We start from the raw sequence: 19,226 nt of genomic DNA on the forward strand, positions 1-19,226 counted from the left end.
TCGTCGGCTCCGGGAGCACCGGAACCGGCTGATGAGCATCTCTGTAGTGCTCCTCTTGATCGTCGCGACTGCCATGGTGACTGCCGTCGTCGCGTCGCGCGAGACCAAGAGCATCGTCGCCGTCCCCGCGGCGCCATTCCGCATGTCCCTCATCGGGGATTCGTTCACATCCGGATTCAACAACGGCGTGGTGTGGCCGTCGCTGCTGGCGAACGACTCGAATCTGAGCATCTCGAATGTGGCGTATCCGGGTTCTGGATACGTCGGGAGTGCGGGCGAGAGCGCGCCCTTCGCCGCGCAACTCGACAAGGCGCTGGCTTCGAAGCCGGAGCTAGTGGTCATCTTCGGTGGCGCGAACGACGTCTACAACTCGATCGACCTCGTCAAGCAGTCCGCCATCGACCTCTTCACCGAGTTGTCGAGGCGGACGCCGACCACCGAATTGCTGGTGCTCGGCCCGATCTGGCACGAGGATCCCCCGCCGCAGCGGTTCCTGAACGTGGACTCGGCGCTGGCTGATGCCGCTGACAAGGCGAACGCGGCCTACGTTCCGCTCATTCAGGAGACCTGGCTGGTGGGTGACGGCCTCGTGCAGCGCGACGACTTCAATCTGACCGATGAAGGTCAGGCGATCCTGGCCCGTCGCCTCGGTCCGGTGTTGAAGAGTCAGATCCGGGCGTTGCGAGGCGACGTATGGCAGTGACTTCTCTGGGAGATCTGCTTCAGGGCCGCCGGGCGACGGTCGTCGTCGTCGTGCTGGTTCTCTTGGCGTTGGTCGGAACGGGAGCTGTTCTCTACCGACCGACCGAGCCGCCGACGGCCTCGCCGCCGGGCGCCGAGTCGGAGGTGGTCGCATCGACGGTTTCGGGTCCGTCTGCGTTGTTCATCGGTGACGACTACACGATGGGTCCGTCGACTTTGTCCGATCTGGGCTACGCATCGCTGACCGCCACAGACCTTGGTTGGCAGGTGAACTTCGCGAATCAGCCTGGCACCGGCTACATCAGCGGTGGAGAGGGGCAGCGACTGCCCAGGGTGCTCGGACTGCTGGACAAGAATTCGACGTCGTTTCCCGAGCGCTTCGCCAGTGGGCGCAGTCTCTACGACGCCGACATCGTGGTGCTCGACGGTGGTCGGTACGATCTTCGCTACGGACTCGAGAACCTGGGCCTGATCTTCGAATACACCGTCGTCCGCGCGATCGAGTCGTGGCCCGGCAGCAGAATTGTCGTCATCGCACCGTGGTTGATGACCGACCCAAAGATCGAGATCCCCGGCACCGATCAGTCCGTCGGTGAGTTCCTCGGCTCCCGGTTGCGATCCAACCCCGCTCTCGCCGAGGTGACGTTCATCGACCCGGGTGCGCTGGGCTGGTTCGACGGCGTCGACGTCAAGCCACTGCTCGCCGACGACGGCGTTCATCCGAACATAAGGGGTAACAGGGAGATAGCCAAGCTGTTGACCTCCGCACTGATCCGAGCCGGGCTGGCGAATACGATATGAGTGGGCCGCTCGCTTCGTACTACACCGCCCTGCGGCGCCGATGGCGCTTGGTCGCGGCGATTCCGCTGCTCTTCGTGATCGCCGCGGCAGCAGCGCTTCTGACGTCGCCGGTGGAGTACCGCTCGACGGCGGTGCTGTTCGTCTCAACGCCCCGGGACGACGCCTACACCGCCTACCAGGGCGATCTGTACTCGAAAGAGCGGATGAACACCTACATCGCGTTGAGCAAGAGTCCCGATCTCGCCGCCAAGGTCGCCGAGGATGTCGGACAGGACGTCACGGCCGCAAGCCTGATCGAGAACACCGAACTCGCCGCCGTGCCGGGGACCGTGCTGCTGTCTCTCACGACGGTCGGCACCACCCCGCAGACGGCACAGGCGATCGCACAGGCCTACGTCGATCAGATGCGGCGCAGCGTGGCCGCTCTGGAGGCGGTTCCTGGTGCGCTCACACCCCGAGCTGAGTTGATTCCGGTACAGCCGCCGACGTTCAGCGATTCACCGGGTACGTTCCCTCCGTGGCTATTGCTGGGCGCGGCAGGCGGCCTCGGTCTGGCCATCGGCGGTTTCGTCGCGGTCATAGCGGAGCTCCTCGACAGCCGCATACGACGCCCCGAGGACGCCTCCGAGGCCACCGGATCGCCCGTTCTGGCCAGTTTCCCGTCGACGGTGGCCTGGGAGCGACCCGACACCGAGGACTGGGCAGCGGAGGCCGGCCGGCAACTTCGGGCTCCTTTGGACAGGATGAAGATTCAGCGCTCGAGGGTCATCTTCATCACGTCGGCGGAATCGGGTGCCGGAAAGACGGGAGTGGCCCTCACCGTGTGTCGCGCCCTCGCCGATCGTGGCTCGTCGGTTGCGCTCGTCGATTGCGACTCGCGCAACTCCCGGATCGCCACCGCACTTCGGCTCACCGGAACGACGACTTCCGTGCGTGCGCTGGTCGCTGACACGGCCGCACGATACGGAGAGCGCCGTGGCGGGACCGGCCCGGACGGTCGCCACCCACCGCCGCGCGCGGCCCTACACGTCGAGGAACTGTCCGAGAACTGGAACGGCGTCGTGGTCGTGCCGTTCGGGCTGGAGGAGGAATTTCCTGGCGCCACGGCCGACTCCCCGTTCCTGGAACCGCTGTTCGCCGAACTGCGTGAAGCGTTCGAGTGGATCGTCGTCGACAGTCCGCCGGTTGCCGAGACGAGTGACGCCGTCCGTCTCGCACATCTCTGCGATGCTGTGCTGATCGTCGCGAAGGCCGGTCTGACGAACTTCGACCAGCTGCGCAGCGCTGCTGCGGATCTCGCGAGCGCCGGGGGGCACATCGCCGGAGTGGTCTTCCTCGGCGACGCCCCCCCGCGTCGCGGCCGAACGAGGTCTGCACGCGAACGCGTGGTTGCCGACATCGATCACACCGACCACGTGCATACCAGCTGAAGGAGCCCGAGTGGATTTTGGTCGAATGCTCGCAGCGATTCGCCGTCGATGGTGGATGCTGGCTGTCGCAGTGGGGCTCGGTGTCGGGATCGGGGTGCTCGCCATGCGGCTTGCCGCGCCCGAATACACCTCCACCGCGCGGCTGTTCGTTTCCACAACGGGGGGCACGAGTTCGTCCGAGTCGTACTCGGGCGAACAGTTCTCGCAGCAGCGGAACGCCTCGTATGCCCAGATCATCGCGAGTGAAGTGATGGCCCAGCGCGTGATCGACGAACTGAGACTACCGATGTCGGCTGCCGAGCTGTCGTCGAATATCACCGCCGCCATCGTTCCTCGCACGGTGTTGCTCGATGTCTCGGTCCGAGACCGATCACCGGAGCGGGCGGCCGCGATTGCGAATACCCTGTCCGCGCAGTTCATCGCGTTCGTCGGACCGCTCGAGACACCAGTCGGGCAGAACGAGCCCCGATCGACGATCACGGTCGTAGACCGCGCTGAGGTGCCGACGGCGCCCACGTCACCACAGCTGGCGACCAATCTGTTCTACGGCGCATCCGGCGGATTGGTTCTCGGTCTGCTCTGGATCGCCGCGTCGGCAGTGCTGTCACGCAGAATCGAATCCGCCGCTGATCTCAGCCGGCTGGTCGACGCACCGATCCTCGGACCGGTTGAGATCGGTAAGAGCGATGTCGAGACCCGACTCTTCCGCAATGGCTGGACTGCGCGGGAGGCCGAGGATTTCCGGCGGATGCGCGTCCTCGTCGACGCTCAACGACCGTCCCCACGGGTTCTGCTCATCACCTCTTCCTCCCGCGACCATGTGGCTACGGCATTCGCGGCTAATCTCGCCGCGGCGCTCTGCGAAGCCGCGCAACCGACCGTGGTGATCTTCACGAGCGAGTCACTCGGGATGAACGTGGATTCCCCCGCCTTCGACGGGCGTGAGACCGGCCTGGCCGAGATGCTGGAGGGCCGCGCGACTCTCGACGAGATCATCCGCCCGACCCCCAAGCCGAAGCTCTCGGTGATCCTGCCCGGCAAGTCGGGAAACTTGGACTCACTCCTGTCGTCGCCGGTGATGAGCACGGTCGTGGACTCCCTCAAAGAGGAGTTCGATCGCGTCGTGATCGTCGCACGCTCGGTCAACGAAGGCAGCGCCGCAGCGGTTCTCTCCGCGATCGCCGACGCCGATCTGCTCATCGTGGATCCCCGATCTGCCAGGCGGCGTCACGTGCAGCACGCCATCAGTGAGTTCAGCGCTGCGCGTGCACATCTGCTGGGGGTGGTGCTCGCGAAAACGTGACGAATGGCCGGTGACAGTCGCCCGATCCACTCCTGACAGAAATGAGAAATGCTCGTGACAAGGCGGATTTCGGTGCCCATGAGGATGGCGCAGATCATCGACCGGGTGGACCAGGACAAGTACATGGCTGTCGCATCGCGCATTCTCTCGAAGGCGGGCGTCGTGGTCAGAGGCAGGCCATTGTGGTTGAGCGCCGACATTCATTGGGACTGTGCGTACCCCGGTGCCATCACCATCGGCGACCGCTGCGTGATCAGCGGGAGGGTCACCCTACTCACTCACGATTTCAGTCTGGACCGCGTGGCGGAATTGAAGAGGGGCCGCTCGGATCAGGAATTGATCTTCCGGGGGCCCATCTCGATCGGCGACTACGCATTCATCGGTTGGCAGTCGATCATCCTGCCCGGAGTCACTATCGGCCGGGGCTCGATCGTCGGGGCCGGTTCAGTGGTGACGAAGGACGTGCCGGACGGCACGGTCGTGGCCGGCAACCCCGCGCGCGTTCTCGACAGCACCGACAATTACTGGGACCGCAGTGCAGACAGATTCGAGTGGCAAAACAGGCGTTAGCTATGCCGCGTCAGCGGCGCACCTTGTCCAAAGGCTGAGCCAGCGGTGTCACCATGACAGTGCCCGCAGGGACGTCGGACATGACGACCCCGTTCAAGCCGATCGTGGCCTTGTCGCCAATGGTGACCGCGCCGATGATCCGTGCGCCTGCGGCGATGCGCACATTGTTGCCGATCACCGGCCTTCCCCCGTCTGCGGCGGGACCGATGGTGACCGCTTGGTTGATCCAGCAATTGACGCCGATCGATGCCGCGTCGATCATGGTGCCGATGCCGTGCTGGATGAAGAGTCCGGCGCCGACGTCCTGCGTCCGGAGGCGCAGCGTTCGCTCGCCCCGGTAGACATGGCGGAGCACGAAGCGCACAAGTGCCGGGGCGGAATGGATCCGGTGGTGGATCAGCGACCTGAACTCGGGTAATGACCCGGCACAGCGGGCGAACCGGCGGTAGGGCGACAGCCGCAGGATGACGTCGAGTTTGATGCACTCGGCCCATTGCTCCACGTCGCGTTCAACGACCCAGGTCGCGCCGCCGAGGCGTACGCCGAGCCACAGCGGCCACGCCCATACCGCCGCGCAAGCGTTCAGCAAAGTGTCTCGCCGGGACGTCGCCACGTCGCCACTATAGCGCTGCCCATCGCCGCCGACCACGCGCGCACAGTGCGCCGGCCATGATCGTCGCACGCGATGGCCGACCACCGACGCGGCTGGCGTCGCGCTTCGCCGACGTCACTCGAGGCGCCGCGATCCGGTGGGGTAATGTGCGCTCTTCAATTTGCTAGGCTGGCCGTGGGGGGTCGCAGGCTTGCCGTCACGAATGTGAGGCGAGTTTCGAGCCGAGGGGAATTGACGCCGAAATGAGCAATTTAGCGGGATCAGTCAAAGAAGGCCTGTCGCGAAGAATCGGTCCCGCCGGCATCGGGCGCTTGGAGTACTTCCTGCGACCCTCGCTACGTGCGGGTTGGGGCGGCCCGCTCAACGGGCAGGAAGGCCGCCGCAGGATCTGCACGGATGTCATCGAAGCCCTAGCTGCGCGCGTCATCGTCGAGACCGGGACATTCCGGGGCAATACGACCGAATGGTTCGCGACGTTCGGCGTTCCGGTTCACTCGGTCGAGGCCGAGCCACGCCAGTACGCCTATGCGCGACTGCGATTGCGCGGCGTGTCGGACCGTGTCCACGTGACTCTGGGGGACAGCCGCTTGTTCCTCAAACAACTCGCTTCCGACCCGACGGTGCCCAAGGTGAACGCATTCTTCTACCTCGATGCGCATTGGAATGCTGATCTTCCGCTGGCGGACGAAATAGAGACCATCATGTCGACCTGGACCAGGTCGGTGATCATGATCGACGACTTCGCGGTCCCTGGTGATTCCTACGCCTATGACGACTATGGTCCGGGCGCGGTGCTCGACTCGCGGTATCTGGACTCCTTGAGTCGACCGGACCTGCCCCGCTTCTATCCGTCGCTTCCCGCTTACCGGGAGACGGGTATGAAGCGCGGTTGCGTGGTGTTGTGCAACGACTCCGAGACGGAGAACAAACTCGACGCGCTCACGTCCCTGCGGCGCGGGTGACGGGTCCGCTGGATGTGGGCCGGCGGATGATTCGGGCGAATGGTGTCCGCTAGTACTGTAATTGTCGAACGACGATCCACCGGATCGCATTCCAGGTGAGGACATGAATGTGCCGAAAACTGCACTGATCACGGGTATCACCGGGCAGGACGGCTCCTACCTGGCGGAATTCCTGTTGAACAGAGGGTACGTCGTTCACGGATTGATACGGCGCGCTTCGACGTTCAACACGTCGCGTATCGAACACATCTACCGTGATCCGCACACGCCGGACGCACGTCTCTTCCTCCACTTCGGTGACATCGCCGACGGGTCACGGTTGGTCACCTTGCTCGCGTCGATAAATCCCGATGAGGTCTACAACCTGGCCGCGCAATCCCATGTACGCGTGTCCTTCGATGAACCCGCGCACACCGGGGACACAACCGGACTGGGATCGACGCGAATCCTGGAGGCCATGCGCCTCGCGGGGGTCGAGAGTCGGTTCTACCAAGCCTCGAGTTCCGAGATGCTCGGGGCGTCACCGCCACCACAGAACGAGGACACTCCCTTCTACCCCCGCTCGCCATACGGGGCGGCGAAGGTCTATTCGTACTGGATCACGAAGAACTACCGCGAGGCGTACGGCATGTTCGCAGTGAACGGGATCTTGTTCAACCACGAATCACCCCGGCGCGGAGAGACTTTCGTGACGCGAAAGATCACCCGTGCCGTGGCTCGCATAAAGGCCGGCCTGGAGAGTGAGCTCTACATGGGCAATCTCGATGCAATCCGCGACTGGGGCTATGCGCCCGAGTACGTCGCAGGCATGTGGCAGATGTTGCAGGCGGATGAGCCGGACGACTACGTGCTCGCCACCGGGGAGGGATACACGGTGCGTGACTTTCTCGAATTCTCCTTCACGCATGCCGGGCTGGACTGGCGGGATTTCGTCCGTTTCGACGAACGCTATCTGCGGCCGTCCGAAGTCGACGCCCTGATCGGTGATGCGAGTAAGGCGAAGCGAGTGCTGGGGTGGACTCCGTCGGTGCGCACACCGCAACTCGCGGCAATCATGGTCGAATCGGACATCGCAGCACTGCACAACGAAGGTCAGCCGTGGATCGACAAGCCCGCACTGCCTGACTGGCGTTGACGCTGGCGGCCGCACGAGCAGTCGGCCCGCCGCCGACTTGGAATCAGTAGGCTCCCGCGCCGCTGAGAACCGCGCGAATCGTCTTCACCGAGATGATCAAATCGGTCATCATCGACCAGTTCTCGACATATGACAGGTCGAGGCGGACCAGATCCTCCCAGGCCAGGTCCGAGCGACCACTGACCTGCCACAGGCCGGTGATGCCCGGACGCACCAGCAGACGGCGGCGGACATGCGAGTCGTAACCCTCCGCCTCGGCGGGCAACGGGGGCCGCGGGCCGACGACGCTCATCTCGCGACGCAGCACGTTCACGAATTGAGGGAGTTCGTCGATGCTGTACCGCCGGAGGACCCGACCGACCGGTGTGACTCGCGGATCACGACGCATCTTGAAGATCACGCCGCCATCCACCTCGTTGAGACTGGCCAATTCCGTGCGCCGTTGATCAGCGTCGGCGACCATCGTCCGGATCTTCCACATCTGGAACGGCTGGCCGTCCATGCCGATCCGCACCGACTTGTAGATCACCGGGCCTCGGCTGGTGAGCTTGACGGCAATAGCGGCAGCCATGAGGACCGGTGACGCCGCGAGAAGTACGAGCAGCGAGAAGGCCACATCGAACGCTCGCTTCTCGAAGCGCTTCGCGCCGTCGTATTGCGGCTTGTCGAGGTGGATGAGGGGAAGATCGACGACGGGCCGCATCGTGAGTCGTGGTCCGCCGAGCCCCACCATGCCCGGCGAGACGACCAGGTCGATGTCCAACTTCTCGAGTTGCCAGGACAAGGCACGGATGCCTGCTGAACCGAGGCGCTCGGTCGTGGTCAATGCGACGGTGTCCGCGCCCGAATTCGCGATGCAGGCGCCGATGTCGCCGTCGTCGGCGAGAATCGGCACCGAGCCGACGAGCGGGAACTCGGCTGTTCCGCCAACCTGCCGTCCGGGTTGACAGATCGCCACCACCGAATAGCCGTAGTCGGGGCACCGTGCCAGCGACGCGACGAGGTCGCGCACCGGTTCCGGCTCTCCGATCACGAGGACCGACTTGAGGTAGCTACCCTCACGTCGTTTCGCCGCGACCATCCGTCGGGCGATGCGTCGTCCGCACAGCAACCCGAGGAGTCCCAGAGGGAGCGCGATGGCGAGATAGCCTCGGGCGAGATCGACTCGAATCAGCATCGAAATGATGGCGATCGCGCCGAATGCCGCGAACGTCGCTGCCGCCACCTGGCGGTATTCCTCGGGGCCGGCGCCAAGGATTGCTGGTTCACGAGCGCGGAAGATACCCAGGAAGACGACCCAAATGGCGACGACGACCGCAGAGACAATCGAGTAGCCGGCGTCGAAGATCGCCGCACCGGATCCCGGAACAGCACCGAACCGCAGCCACTGAGCGAGTGCGACGGCGACGATGACGATGGCGACATCGGTGATGAGCAGCGCCTTTGCGTAGCGCCGTTCCCACACCCGCTTGGGCGGCATCATCACGGAGACAGGTCGCTGATGCTCACGCTGCAGCGAAATAGCTGTGGACATCTATTCACCCCCCCGGGCATTAGGTGTGCTAACTTGCGAAGTTGGCTGGACTTGGATTGATGTGTGCAGAGCCGAGCTTGTGATAGGAGGAAACTACCGTGTCAGTCACAAGATCGCCAGCCATATAGGCACTTACGTAAGGGTTAAATAAAATTAGCTGGGCAACATACGCGCACTTTTATTCCGCGACAGTACGATCGTCGCTCGGTGAACACGGGGCGCCGCTTCGCTGCGGTGTCACTTGATCGCGGCATGGTCGACGCGCCGCCGCTGGGACTTAGCCAGCTTCGAGGAAGCGCAACGGATCAGCGGTGATCAGTTGGGCGGCCCGGTCGAGAATGCTGCGGTCGAAGACATTGTCGTGATAGGAGAACGAAACGTTACGGTGAGCACTGACGCTGGCGGTGAAGATGGAGACGTCGTGCGGGCTGTCCGGCTGGACATTGCCCGCGAACGCCCTGGTGCCATCCGTTCGCCACGGTGCCCCGTCGAGGTCGGACATGCGTCCGAGGTCTGAATACATCAGTCGGGCGGGAAGATCAGTGATCATTTCGTCGGCCGGTGCCGACTCGGGTGATCCGGACGAGGCCAGTAGGCGGGCGCTGAGCGCGCCCAGCGCAGCGAGTGGTACCGCCGACTCGGTCATCGTGCGCACATGCCCAGCGAGTTCAGCAACGCTTCCGTCCACCGGCAGGGGCACCTCGAGGCCGACGCCGAAATTGCTGTAGACCGTCCGGCCGCTGGGGAGGTAGCGGCGGCAGTTGAAGGCGACCATCGATCGATCGCGCAGCGGCAGACCCGCCTCGAGCAGAGCGCGCTGTGCGATGAACAACCAGGCCGAACCGGCGCCTATCGGCGTCGTCTGCGCCCGCCGCCAGCCGTCCACCGCCGCGACGGCGGCCACGTCGGGACACGCAAGGCTGACGGCGATCGAGGGGGTCCAGGCCCGCTCCGCACCGCCTGGGTCCTCGGCGCCACCCGGTTCGGTCTGGATCGACTTCGCGTATCGGACCGTCCTGCGTAGTTGACTCGGGTGACGGACGAACGTGTGCAACAGTGCGCGCGGCAACGCGAGGCTGGTGTCCCGACGGGTGACGAACGGAGTGGTCCGCCCGTCTACGAGCGCGAGTATCGCCGCGAACAGGTAATGCATCAACGCCACATCGCCCAGCCCGTGGTCCGACTCGACGGCGATGTGACGATCAGTGACGGTCACCTCGAGAGGCCGCCGGGGTCCCGGACGGTGCCGCACATGGTGGAGGACGGCGGCGATGCCGGACTCGGCGACGGTCGCCGGGACTTCGTGCACCGGTACAGGGGCGCACGGTTGATAGCGCCAAAACCGCTCCGAATGAATCGGAGTCAGCGCCACTCTGGTATGCGGGCCGGCGGTCGCGAGTGCGGCGAGTGCCTCACGCATCTCGTTCGGCGTCGGAGCGTCGATGTCGCCCAACAGTACGATGTAACGATTCGACGCGATCATGCGATCGATGCCCCGAGCCCAGACTCGCCCCGACCGCGAACCCTTCACCATGTGTGCGCCGATCCGAGCCACTCGGGCCAAGGTGCACGCATGACAGAAGTGTACGCCGGGGGAGCCGCCCCCATCATCTCGAGCGAACCCGTCTGCGTTGCGCCACAACGGATGCGCATCCGGCCGTCGGAACAATGCCCTTGAACTGCAGCTCAAGTCACGTCGACGACCGGCGAGCTGTCGTGCTCCCTGGCTCGCCGGCGGAGTAATCGGGGAATCCAGAGGAAGTCGGGAAGAAGCAACGCCACGACCGACGCGACCACGGCCGCTGCCACCACGCCCACGGCGCCGTGGCCACCGGCCCACCACAGGCCGAGGGCCACTGTCGTGACGCCCATCGCGAACAGGCAGCCCGACTGCCACCGTGCCTCCCGCGGCATCGTCATCATGACTCCGGCCGGCAGGTGTACGCACTGAACCACCAGCAGCGCCGCGAAGGCGATGGCGAGGCTGCGTTGCGGCACAACGGAACTACCCGAGATCAACGCCGCAGCCCACGGTCCGAGCAGGATGAGTCCCAGCGCCGCCGCCAGCGAAGCGATCATGAACGCTGCGGTGGACTTGAGCCAGAGCTCGAGGGAAGCCTTCTCGTCGTGGCGGCGCTTCACGAAAACCGGCCACAGCGCCATTCCAGCGGTCGAGAAGACCATCCATCCGATCCCGTAGATCTGCGCCATCAAGGCATACCGGGAGAGTTCGGCGGCATCCGACGCATGCGCGAGCATGAGCCGATGACTGTGCAGGCCGAGCGGCAGACCCACGCTCGCCACGAACAACCAGAGTGATCCGGTCATCAGGCCCCCGCCGACGTACTTCGCCTCTGGGGGCGCAAAGAGCCGCAGGCCGACACCCATGCGCCGCACGGCCAGTACCGTCGCGAGTGCGTTGCCGATCAGCGCTCCGCCGGCGCTGGACACGGCCAACCAGATCGGTGCGATGTCGGCCGCGTTCAGCGCCAATGTGATCAGCAGGGCGAACGCGGCGTTGGCCATCGTCACGGCGACCGCAAGCGGGTTCAGGTCGAGTCCGATGAGGATGCGGACCCCGATGCCGGCAGGGATGCCGAGTGCGACGAGGCACGCGGCGACCGTGATGGCGAAGCGGTCGGCAGGTCCTGAACTGGTGCCGACGAGCACGGCCCAGGAGTCGGTGGCCATCACGACCAGGCTCACGAGGACGAGCGCACCCGCCACCATCGACAGGACCCGGAATCCCTTCTGCACCGTGGCCACAGCGCGGGCACGATTCTCGCCGCCCGCCTTCGAGCACGCGGTGGTGATCACTGCGCCGATTCCCAGGTCCGCGAAGGGCAACAGCAGACTCAGCGTGGTCACAAGGGACACCAGCCCGAAGACCGCCTCGCCGGTCGCCCGGACGATGACGGCGGTGTTCGCCAGGCCGATGAGTGCCACGAGGGGTGTGCCGACCACGCGGAAGGCGGTGCCGAACACGATCGACTTGCGCTCAGCCGAAGTCAGCGCGGCAGTGTGACTGCCTTCGGTCATGACGAGAATCTGGAGAGGCGCGCCGCCGCAACGGATCCGGCACGCCTGGTGGCGTGGGCCGCCCTTGCCTTGAACTCGCGACCCCGCAGGTAGGCGATAGACCTGCGCCTTCCGCCGAGCGGGTAGTACCCGAGCTGATCCCACAGCTTGCGCAGGTCCCGGAAATTGTCGCGGACCGGCCGTACCGACCCCACTCCGCTGGTGTCGAAATCGCAGACCACCCGCGGCACGGTGATCGGCTCCTTCTGCAGCGCGGCCTCGAAGATGAACAACTGATCGGCACCCAGGCCGAAGTTCACGTCGTACCCGCCGATCGCCGACACCACCGCTGATCCGAAGAACGCGGCCTGGTGTGGTACTGGCTGTCTGCCGAGGGCGAAGTCGGTGAGATGGAAGGGAACCGTGCCCCACACACCCATATTCGTTCCGTCCGGTCCGAGGCGGTTGGCCCAACCGAAACCCCATACTTCGCGCGCCGGCGCTCCGGTGTCGCTGATGGCGTCGACGACTGCGGCGAGCGCATCGGGATCGGCGAAACAGTCACCCGAATTCATGAACCACATGAGTTCGCCTCGCGCGTGTGCGATCCCCTGATTCATGGCGTCGTAGCGACCGCCGTCGGGAGCCGACTGCCAATGGGCGAATCCCGGGTCTTGTCCGGCTAGATAGCGTTCCACCTCTTCGCCCGAGCCTCCGTCGATCACGATGTGGTGAATGCGCCCTGGGTATCGTTGAGCTCGAACGCTGTCGACGGTCCGCATGAGACCGTCGAGGTCTCGGTAGGTGATGGTGATCACCGAGACGTCGGGAGTTGTTGTCACCGTTCGATCCTCCGCTTCGACGTGTCAATGAAGTGCCGCAGTCTGCGCAGCGGTATCCGGCCGAGAGCTGCGGTCGCGTAGGCGAAGGCCCAGGGTCCGGGACGGCCGAATCGGGTACCGGCGGCGATGGAGCGCCATACGCCCTGCAGGGATCCTGCGCTCACAGCCGCACCGACCGATATCGTCAGGAAGTAGTCGCCCCGCACCCTGGCGTCTTCGCTCGCCAGCTCACGCACTCCCCAGTCGATCAGCGCGTCAGTACGGTCGGTGGCAGGGCGCGACACCGACCCTGGCGTGATACCGCACTGCACATACGATTCCGGTAACTGAAGGATCGGCAGGGCAGGGTAGGCCCGCCGCACCTCGTGCAACCACAACGGCTCGTCGTGGATGGACCCCGCCGTCACCGAGATGGGGACCCTCTCCGCGACCGCCCGCGGGAACAGCAGCGTCGAGGTCTGCACGGCGGATCCGCCGGTGCGCATCGAGCGGAACTCGAACATGTAGGGATAGATGGCTGCTGTCGGACCGATCAAGTTCCGGGGAAAGGTCATGGGCCGTCCGGCCGGCCACGAGGTGAACCGGCACGACATGATCCATTCATCGCCGTCCGGCGCCGCGGCCAGTTGCCGCTCCAGCTTGTCCGGCGACCAGGTGTCGTCGTCGTCGAGGAGGGCGATCAATTCCCCGGACGCCGACGAAGCGCCGAGGTGTCGGGCGCGACCGGGGCCCTCGCCACCCGTCGTGCGCAGCACGACGATCGAATCGTCGTCCGGCAGGTCGGGTTCGCATTCACCGTCGAGAACCACGATGACTTCGACGGGCCGCATCGTCTGCCGCAATGCGGATTCGACAGCCGTACGCAGCGTGTCACGGCCGACGGTGGCGATGACGACGCTGACGGTCCGTGGTGAGGTCACAGCGGGCCCGGCCTTCGCGAGCGGACGCCGCCACCTGAGAAGTGCTCGGCGGTGAAGACGACCGCCAGCAGGGCGTACGCCGGCATCATGTTGTACACGACGGGGGAGAACAGCAGGTCCCATACCGCCTGGACGCTCAGCAGGACGGCCAGCGCTGCCCATCGGCCGTAGCGCGGCGCATTCCACAGCACCGCAAGGGCCGCCACCAGCAAGCCGAGCGGTAGCAACGCTGCGAAGATGCCCCCTTCGGCCCAGGTGCTGAACAACACCGAGTGCAGCGACACGTTGCCCAAGGTGTCGTACCACGAGTACTCGATCGGTGACGTCGGATTGAATCCGAGCGAGATAGCGAGGTCTTTGGCCTTGTCGAAGACGTCTGGGCTGATGTTGTTCGCGCTGCCCCAGCCGAACCAGGGCCGTTCGAGGATCGCGGTGATCGACAGCGGGGACTCGGTCCGCCCCGCCAGGATGGTGGGGACACCGCTGTCGACCTGCTGCTGGGTCTTGCGCTGCAGGGCCTCCCCCGCGATACCGCTCAGCGCGATTCTCGGCAGCAGGACGTACAGGATCGAACCGAAGAACACCACCACGCCGAGCTGGAGCCACCGCGGCACATTGTTCCTGGCGAGCAGGCCGACGATGAGGATCGCCGCGGAGAAGACACAGACGATCGCGTGTGAGCGGAAGTTCTCGACCAGGCTGAAGCTCCCGAGCAGGAGAAGAGCGATTATCTGCAATTCGATGCGCGCCCGAATTGTGATCATGGCGTACAGGGCCAGGATCCCTATCCATTGCGCCCACACGTATTTCCACTGGTCGGCGAACGTGTAGAACACCGCGTACGGGTTTCCGGGTGTCAGGTAGTACATCAACGCGCCGAGGGCGATCCCGCAGAGGATGGAGAAAGCCCGCTCCACTCGCCTCTCGGCGACGACGAGAAAGCCGACGTAGTACAGAGCAAATGCGCCCCATTGAATGACGCGCTGTTCGAACGGGCTCGTGTCGTTGATCTGAGACGAGATGTACAACGCGACGAAACCGACCACGGCGAGCGCGAAGGGCAGCCACTGAGCCCACGTGGCGCGCATCAGCAGGAGGGCGGGTGCGAGCAGCAGGCAGACCGGGGTCAACAAGGTCAACGCGACGCCCAACCCCTGCACGGCCGACAGCGCTCCAAATGCGATGAGCAGCGAGTTCAGCGCCAGTCGGCGCATAAGGTCGCGCCGCCCCTCGAAGGTGCGATGCGTCTGTTCGCCCGGCTGTGACACGGCTGGCGTGCCTGGGTCGGTGCGGACCGGTGCCTGGCTCACCAGATCATCCATTCGGCGGTCGCCGACCGAGAAGCGGTCATGCTGCCTCTCGTCATCGCGACCTCCCATCTCTTCCTGCCGCCCGTCCAACGCTTCGAAGCGGTCGCGATCCGCGTCGTTTCCGGATCGGCCGTCGACGCAGCGCAGCTAACGCGATGAATCCACCCCGGGTCTCAGCATAAAGGCGTTGGGCGCCGGCGATGCGGCGCAACGATGACGTGACTGTTGCGAACAACCGGCGCGCAATAGTCGTCGAAGTCAGATGCGGGTCGTGGTCCTAACCCGACCCCGGAGAGGCCAGCTCCCGGACGAACCGCCGGATGGCGCTACCGGCCTGTTCCGTGGAGAACTCGGCGGCGGCCATCCGCTGGGCGCCGGCTATGACGTCCTCGGCGCGCGCGCCGTCGCTGTGCAGGACGTCGATCGCATCGAGCAGCGCAGTCACGTTCCCGCTGGGAACGGTCATCGCGGCTCCATGTGACTCCAGCAGAGAGTGGGTGATCCCCGCCGCGTCCACCGCGGCAAGGATCGGTCGCCGGGCCGTGACGTAGGACGTCAGCTTGCTCGGCAGTGACATCTGCTGCACGCCCGGGCGCTCGTGCAGGAGGAGGATGTCCGCGGCGGCGAGAACGGTCGGGTACTGGTCGTCCGGCACGAGCCCGAGAAAGCGTACGTTCCGTAGATCAGCGGACTGCCTCTCCAGTTCGCTGCGCTGATTGCCGTCACCGACGAAGACGAACGACACATCGGTGCCGGCGCTCTGCGCCGCCCGGGCTGCGGCCAAGACGTGTTCCAGGCCCTGTTTCATGCCGATGTTGCCGGTGTGGACGATGGTGCGCCGCCCCTCTTCCCAACCGAGCGCCCGGCGCGCCTCGGCCGGAGTCAGTCCCGCGCTCTCGAACTGCGAAGCGATGGGGACCTCGCTGATACGTTCGGCCGCGACTCCGTTCGAGGTGATGTCGGGTACGAATCTGCGGGTGATGACCCCGACCTTGTCGGCCCGTGCGAGCAGTCCGTACTCGGTCTTGCCGATGGCGCCGGCCAACTTGCCGCCCGCGGTGCCGGATTGCACGGCGGCGTTGCCGCTGAGGTCATGGACGATCACGCCGACGGGTCTACCTCGCCGCCCCACCTGCGCCGCGAGCATCGCACCGACCGGCGGCGTGATGGCGACGATGACCGAAGCCTTGGAGGCGCGCACGTAGGGAGCGCTGAGTGCCGCGAAGCTGGCTTCGAGACGCAGCCGGCCGATGACGCCCGGCCGCGGCGGGACGGCGTGCCGAACCCGCGTTACGCGCAATCGGTCGTCGCCTTCATGCCAGCGCAGCCCACGACGGTAGTGCGAGTCGGTAACCGCCCACTCCGGGTAATGCGGAACCCCGGTGACCAGGTGGACGTTGGCGCCCGAGCGCACGAGCGTGTCGACGAACATGTTGTTCAGTGCTGCGCTGCCGGTCCGGTCCGGTCTGAACAGGATCGCCACGACACAGACGTCGAGTCCGGCCACGGAGAAATCCGAGTCGGTGGTCACGGTGCGGACGGCGCGACGAGCGGTGCGGCACCGCGGGCGGGATGGCAGCTCAGTTCTGCTCCTTGTCAGACGGCGGCGCTTGCAGGATCGCGTGGGACTCCACGTCGGACATGACGACCGCGTTCGGACCGATGATTGCTCCGTTGCCGATACTGATCCGCCCTACCACCTTAGCGCCAGAACCGAAATAGACGTCGTCACCCACCACGGGCGTGCCCTTGGCGGTGAAGCCGACGCTGACCTCGGCGCCGATACAGCAGTTGGCGCCAATGGATTCGGCCCCGATGATCGATCCGGCGCCGTCCTCGATCACCAGACCCGGCCCGATGTCGTCGGTCCAGAGGTGAAGTGTCCGGAGGCCTGGATACAGCATGCGCAACGTCAGTCGAACCGGTAGCCAGGTGGACTGCAGCCGATGGTGCACCACTGACCTGAATTCGGGATACCTATGGGCCAGCAGCGCGAATTGGCCATAGCCAGACAATCCGGCGAAATCATCGTCGCCGTGATGATCGACCCAGCGCTGCACGTCTTTTCTCACCGTCGGCGCGACGTCGGGCGCACGTACGCCGATCCAGAGCGGCCAGGCCCACACCGCATTCAAGGCTGATCCGACCCGTGCACGAGGCGGACGACTCATGAGGCGCGGGTACCCGATGCCTGCAGCGCCAATCCCTGTCTTCATCGCGTCATCGATCGCTGAAGCAATTCGACGGCGCGGCCTTACCCGCGAACCGGTCCTGCATCCAGAGGTAAGCCTCTGCCCCGGGATCGGGGTCGACATGGCCGCGTCCCGCCATCTCCTTGTGCTCGACCGTTCCGCCGCGGCTGCAGGCGCGGCTGACCGCCGCGGAGACCCACTCGGGCAGGATCAGCGTGTCTTGGCTGCCGTTGGCCACGTACAGCGGCGCAGCCAGCGGGCGTTGCGGTAGGGCGTTGGTGTCCAAGATCTCCGTGAGGCGGTCCGCTGCGGCGGCACTCGCAGGACGCACCTGTTCGGGTCGCAGCTGGGCGAAGTACTGCTCCTTGTCCTCGTCGCAGGAGATGAGTTTTCCCAGATGCTCGGCGGCCGGACCGCGGAGATAGTCGGAGACGACGAAGTCGGGCTGCGCCACCTCGAGCCCGGCGATGACAGAGGGCATCAATCCGACCTGGTCCGGCGTGAGGGTGCCGTTGCGCGCCCCGTCGGCGAGCCCGCTGAGATCCGCTGCGGGCGCGAAGGCGATCGTACCGACGAGATCGAGTCCGTCGCCGTAGTCACCGGCGTACTCGTTGGCCGCCCATGACGCTTGGCCGCCCTGTGACCCGCCGAGGGCCAGCCACTTGTCCGACACGATGCCGGGGTACAGGTTTCGCAGCGCCCGAACAGCGTCGATGATGTCGAACGCGGCGGACCTCGGTTCCAGATAGGCGTGCCGGCCGGGGTGTCCCAGCCCCTGGTAATCGGTGAACGCGACGGCGTGGCCAGAGGTGACCAGGCTGATGACCGACGAGGCGTACCCCATCAGGTCGGGAGATTCGGATGGACCGCAGTCATTCGTGAGACCGGTCGTGCCGTGTGCGAAGGAGATCACCGGCCAGCCTCCCGCCGGGGGCTTCCCCGACGGCAGGAAGAACGTCCCGGAGACCTCGGTCGCTGCTCCGTCGAAGCCGGACACCGATCGGTACACCGCCCGGCGTGCGGCGCCGATCTGCGATCTCAGGCCCTCGTCCAGTCCCGCTAACGGCGCCGATTCGACGATCGTGCCGCGGGCCTCCCGCACAGCCGGAGCAATCTCGGGTAACGCCCGGTTCTCCCACGCGGACGTCGCCGGCGATGTCGGAGAAGCGCACGAAACGAGGAATGCTCCCGCGAGCACGACACAGACGAGCAAACCAAGCCCGGTCCTTGCGCCGAACCGCATCTGATGCGAGGGAGTCATGGTTTCACCCTAAGGCTTTCACGGAAGGGGAGTCTTCGCGTCGGGGCCGGCCGACCGGTCGCAGTCGCCCTGGGCGTACGCCTTCGCGAATCCGGCGTATTGATAGGCGTAAGTCATGGCCCACCTCGGCGGCGAGTAGTCGTACACCCGCGGCACTGCGCGGAAGGTCACCTGGGTGCCGTCGGGTGAACCGCACTGTGCGAACACCAGGCGCGCGCGGGGAATGTGAAATCTCCAGGTGACGACGGTTACGTGGTGCCATCGGCGCTGAACGGCGAGATCATGGGTGAAGATGGCCTCCCCACGCGTGGTCGGGGGATCCGGCCGTACACAGATCACCTCGATACGCAATCGATCGTCGCGGCACGCCGTGGACATCGTTGCGTCGTCTTTCGGATATGGATTCGAGAGCACGACGGTGTCCGCCAGACCGCCCTCCGCGAGCGACAGCGCGTACTTCTCGCGACCATCGTGCTCGCCGCCGAGGACGACGATCGCGTCGACCTGCCGGAGCGGATCCTCTGCGGCGCGGTTGAAGACTGCGAAGCCCGTCACCGAGTAGAGCCCCACGAGTGCGGCCACGACCAGGACGGCAGTGAGATTGCCGAGAATTCGTCTTGGCAGAGCGCAGCG

General features: G+C 65.4%; 18 protein-coding genes. 7 read left to right on the plus strand and 11 right to left on the minus strand.

Annotated elements, in window-relative coordinates:
- Positions 1–31 precede the first annotated feature (31 nt).
- The 5 genes from O6P37_RS10350 (at position 32) to O6P37_RS10370 (ending at position 4,806) form a co-directional block, all read left to right on the plus strand.
- Complete coding sequence (locus O6P37_RS10350; protein ID WP_269893967.1) at positions 32–703, plus strand: SGNH/GDSL hydrolase family protein; 672 nt, start codon at positions 32–34, stop codon at positions 701–703.
- Entirely contained in the window at positions 700–1,503 is an 804-nt protein-coding gene (locus tag O6P37_RS10355) for an SGNH/GDSL hydrolase family protein (protein ID WP_269893968.1), read from the plus strand. The genes O6P37_RS10350 and O6P37_RS10355 overlap by 4 nt, the downstream gene beginning before the upstream one ends.
- The gene (locus O6P37_RS10360; protein ID WP_269893969.1) at positions 1,500–2,933 is read left to right on the plus strand and encodes a Wzz/FepE/Etk N-terminal domain-containing protein; all 1,434 of its coding nucleotides are present in this window, start codon (positions 1,500–1,502) and stop codon (positions 2,931–2,933) included. The genes O6P37_RS10355 and O6P37_RS10360 overlap by 4 nt, the downstream gene beginning before the upstream one ends.
- Before the next feature lie 10 nt (positions 2,934–2,943).
- A complete protein-coding gene (locus O6P37_RS10365) occupies positions 2,944–4,236 on the plus strand; it encodes a Wzz/FepE/Etk N-terminal domain-containing protein (protein ID WP_269893970.1) in 1,293 nt (430 codons plus the stop codon).
- A gap of 84 nt (positions 4,237–4,320) precedes the next feature.
- A complete protein-coding gene (locus O6P37_RS10370) occupies positions 4,321–4,806 on the plus strand; it encodes an acyltransferase (protein WP_269893971.1) in 486 nt (161 codons plus the stop codon).
- A 10-nt stretch (positions 4,807–4,816) separates the two neighbouring features.
- Here O6P37_RS10370 and O6P37_RS10375 read toward each other — a convergent pair whose 3' ends face one another.
- Entirely contained in the window at positions 4,817–5,419 is a 603-nt protein-coding gene (locus O6P37_RS10375; protein ID WP_269893972.1) for an LbetaH domain-containing protein, read from the minus strand.
- Between the two features lie 242 nt (positions 5,420–5,661).
- Here O6P37_RS10375 and O6P37_RS10380 point away from each other — a divergent pair, with 242 nt between their 5' ends.
- Both O6P37_RS10380 and gmd read left to right on the plus strand, forming a co-directional pair.
- The gene (locus tag O6P37_RS10380) at positions 5,662–6,381 is read left to right on the plus strand and encodes an O-methyltransferase (RefSeq protein ID WP_269893973.1); all 720 of its coding nucleotides are present in this window, start codon (positions 5,662–5,664) and stop codon (positions 6,379–6,381) included.
- A gap of 103 nt (positions 6,382–6,484) precedes the next feature.
- The gene (gmd, locus tag O6P37_RS10385; protein WP_269893974.1) at positions 6,485–7,516 is read left to right on the plus strand and encodes a GDP-mannose 4,6-dehydratase; all 1,032 of its coding nucleotides are present in this window, start codon (positions 6,485–6,487) and stop codon (positions 7,514–7,516) included.
- Between the two features lie 43 nt (positions 7,517–7,559).
- Here gmd and O6P37_RS10390 read toward each other — a convergent pair whose 3' ends face one another.
- The 10 genes from O6P37_RS10390 to O6P37_RS10435 all read right to left on the minus strand — a co-directional run bounded on the left by O6P37_RS10390 (position 7,560) and on the right by O6P37_RS10435 (position 19,175).
- Positions 7,560–8,999 (minus strand): sugar transferase, encoded by a 1,440-nt coding sequence (locus O6P37_RS10390; RefSeq protein ID WP_269894166.1) that lies wholly within the window; start codon positions 8,997–8,999, stop codon positions 7,560–7,562.
- Positions 9,000–9,327: 328 nt separating this feature from the next.
- Positions 9,328–10,692 carry a hypothetical protein gene (locus O6P37_RS10395; protein ID WP_269893975.1) on the minus strand — a complete coding sequence of 455 codons (1,365 nt, stop codon included), beginning with the start codon at positions 10,690–10,692 and terminating at the stop codon, positions 9,328–9,330.
- Positions 10,693–10,736: 44 nt separating this feature from the next.
- Positions 10,737–12,089: a lipopolysaccharide biosynthesis protein gene (locus O6P37_RS10400; protein ID WP_269893976.1), complete on the minus strand. Its 1,353-nt coding sequence runs from the start codon at positions 12,087–12,089 to the stop codon at positions 10,737–10,739.
- On the minus strand, positions 12,086–12,910 hold the full coding sequence (locus O6P37_RS10405) for a glycosyltransferase (RefSeq protein ID WP_269893977.1): 825 nt from the start codon (positions 12,908–12,910) through the stop codon (positions 12,086–12,088). The genes O6P37_RS10400 and O6P37_RS10405 overlap by 4 nt, the downstream gene beginning before the upstream one ends.
- Positions 12,907–13,830, minus strand: coding sequence for a glycosyltransferase family 2 protein (locus O6P37_RS10410; protein ID WP_269893978.1), 924 nt, complete (start codon positions 13,828–13,830; stop codon positions 12,907–12,909). Before O6P37_RS10410 ends, O6P37_RS10405 begins: the two co-directional genes overlap by 4 nt.
- Complete coding sequence (locus O6P37_RS10415) at positions 13,827–15,230, minus strand: O-antigen ligase family protein (protein ID WP_269893979.1); 1,404 nt, start codon at positions 15,228–15,230, stop codon at positions 13,827–13,829. The genes O6P37_RS10410 and O6P37_RS10415 overlap by 4 nt, the downstream gene beginning before the upstream one ends.
- A 187-nt stretch (positions 15,231–15,417) precedes the next feature.
- Entirely contained in the window at positions 15,418–16,647 is a 1,230-nt protein-coding gene (locus tag O6P37_RS10420) for a glycosyltransferase family 4 protein (RefSeq protein ID WP_269893980.1), read from the minus strand.
- Between the two features lie 73 nt (positions 16,648–16,720).
- Positions 16,721–17,266: an LbetaH domain-containing protein gene (locus tag O6P37_RS10425; RefSeq protein WP_269894167.1), complete on the minus strand. Its 546-nt coding sequence runs from the start codon at positions 17,264–17,266 to the stop codon at positions 16,721–16,723.
- 94 nt (positions 17,267–17,360) lie between these two features.
- On the minus strand, positions 17,361–18,434 hold the full coding sequence (locus O6P37_RS10430) for a lipase family protein (protein WP_269893981.1): 1,074 nt from the start codon (positions 18,432–18,434) through the stop codon (positions 17,361–17,363).
- A gap of 177 nt (positions 18,435–18,611) precedes the next feature.
- Positions 18,612–19,175, minus strand: coding sequence for a YdcF family protein (locus O6P37_RS10435; RefSeq protein ID WP_269893982.1), 564 nt, complete (start codon positions 19,173–19,175; stop codon positions 18,612–18,614).
- Between the last annotated feature and the right edge of the window lie 51 nt (positions 19,176–19,226).

It is taken from the genome of Mycobacterium hippophais, from assembly GCF_027529605.1.
GTDB classification, from domain to species: Bacteria; Actinomycetota; Actinomycetes; order Mycobacteriales; family Mycobacteriaceae; genus Mycobacterium; species Mycobacterium arseniciresistens.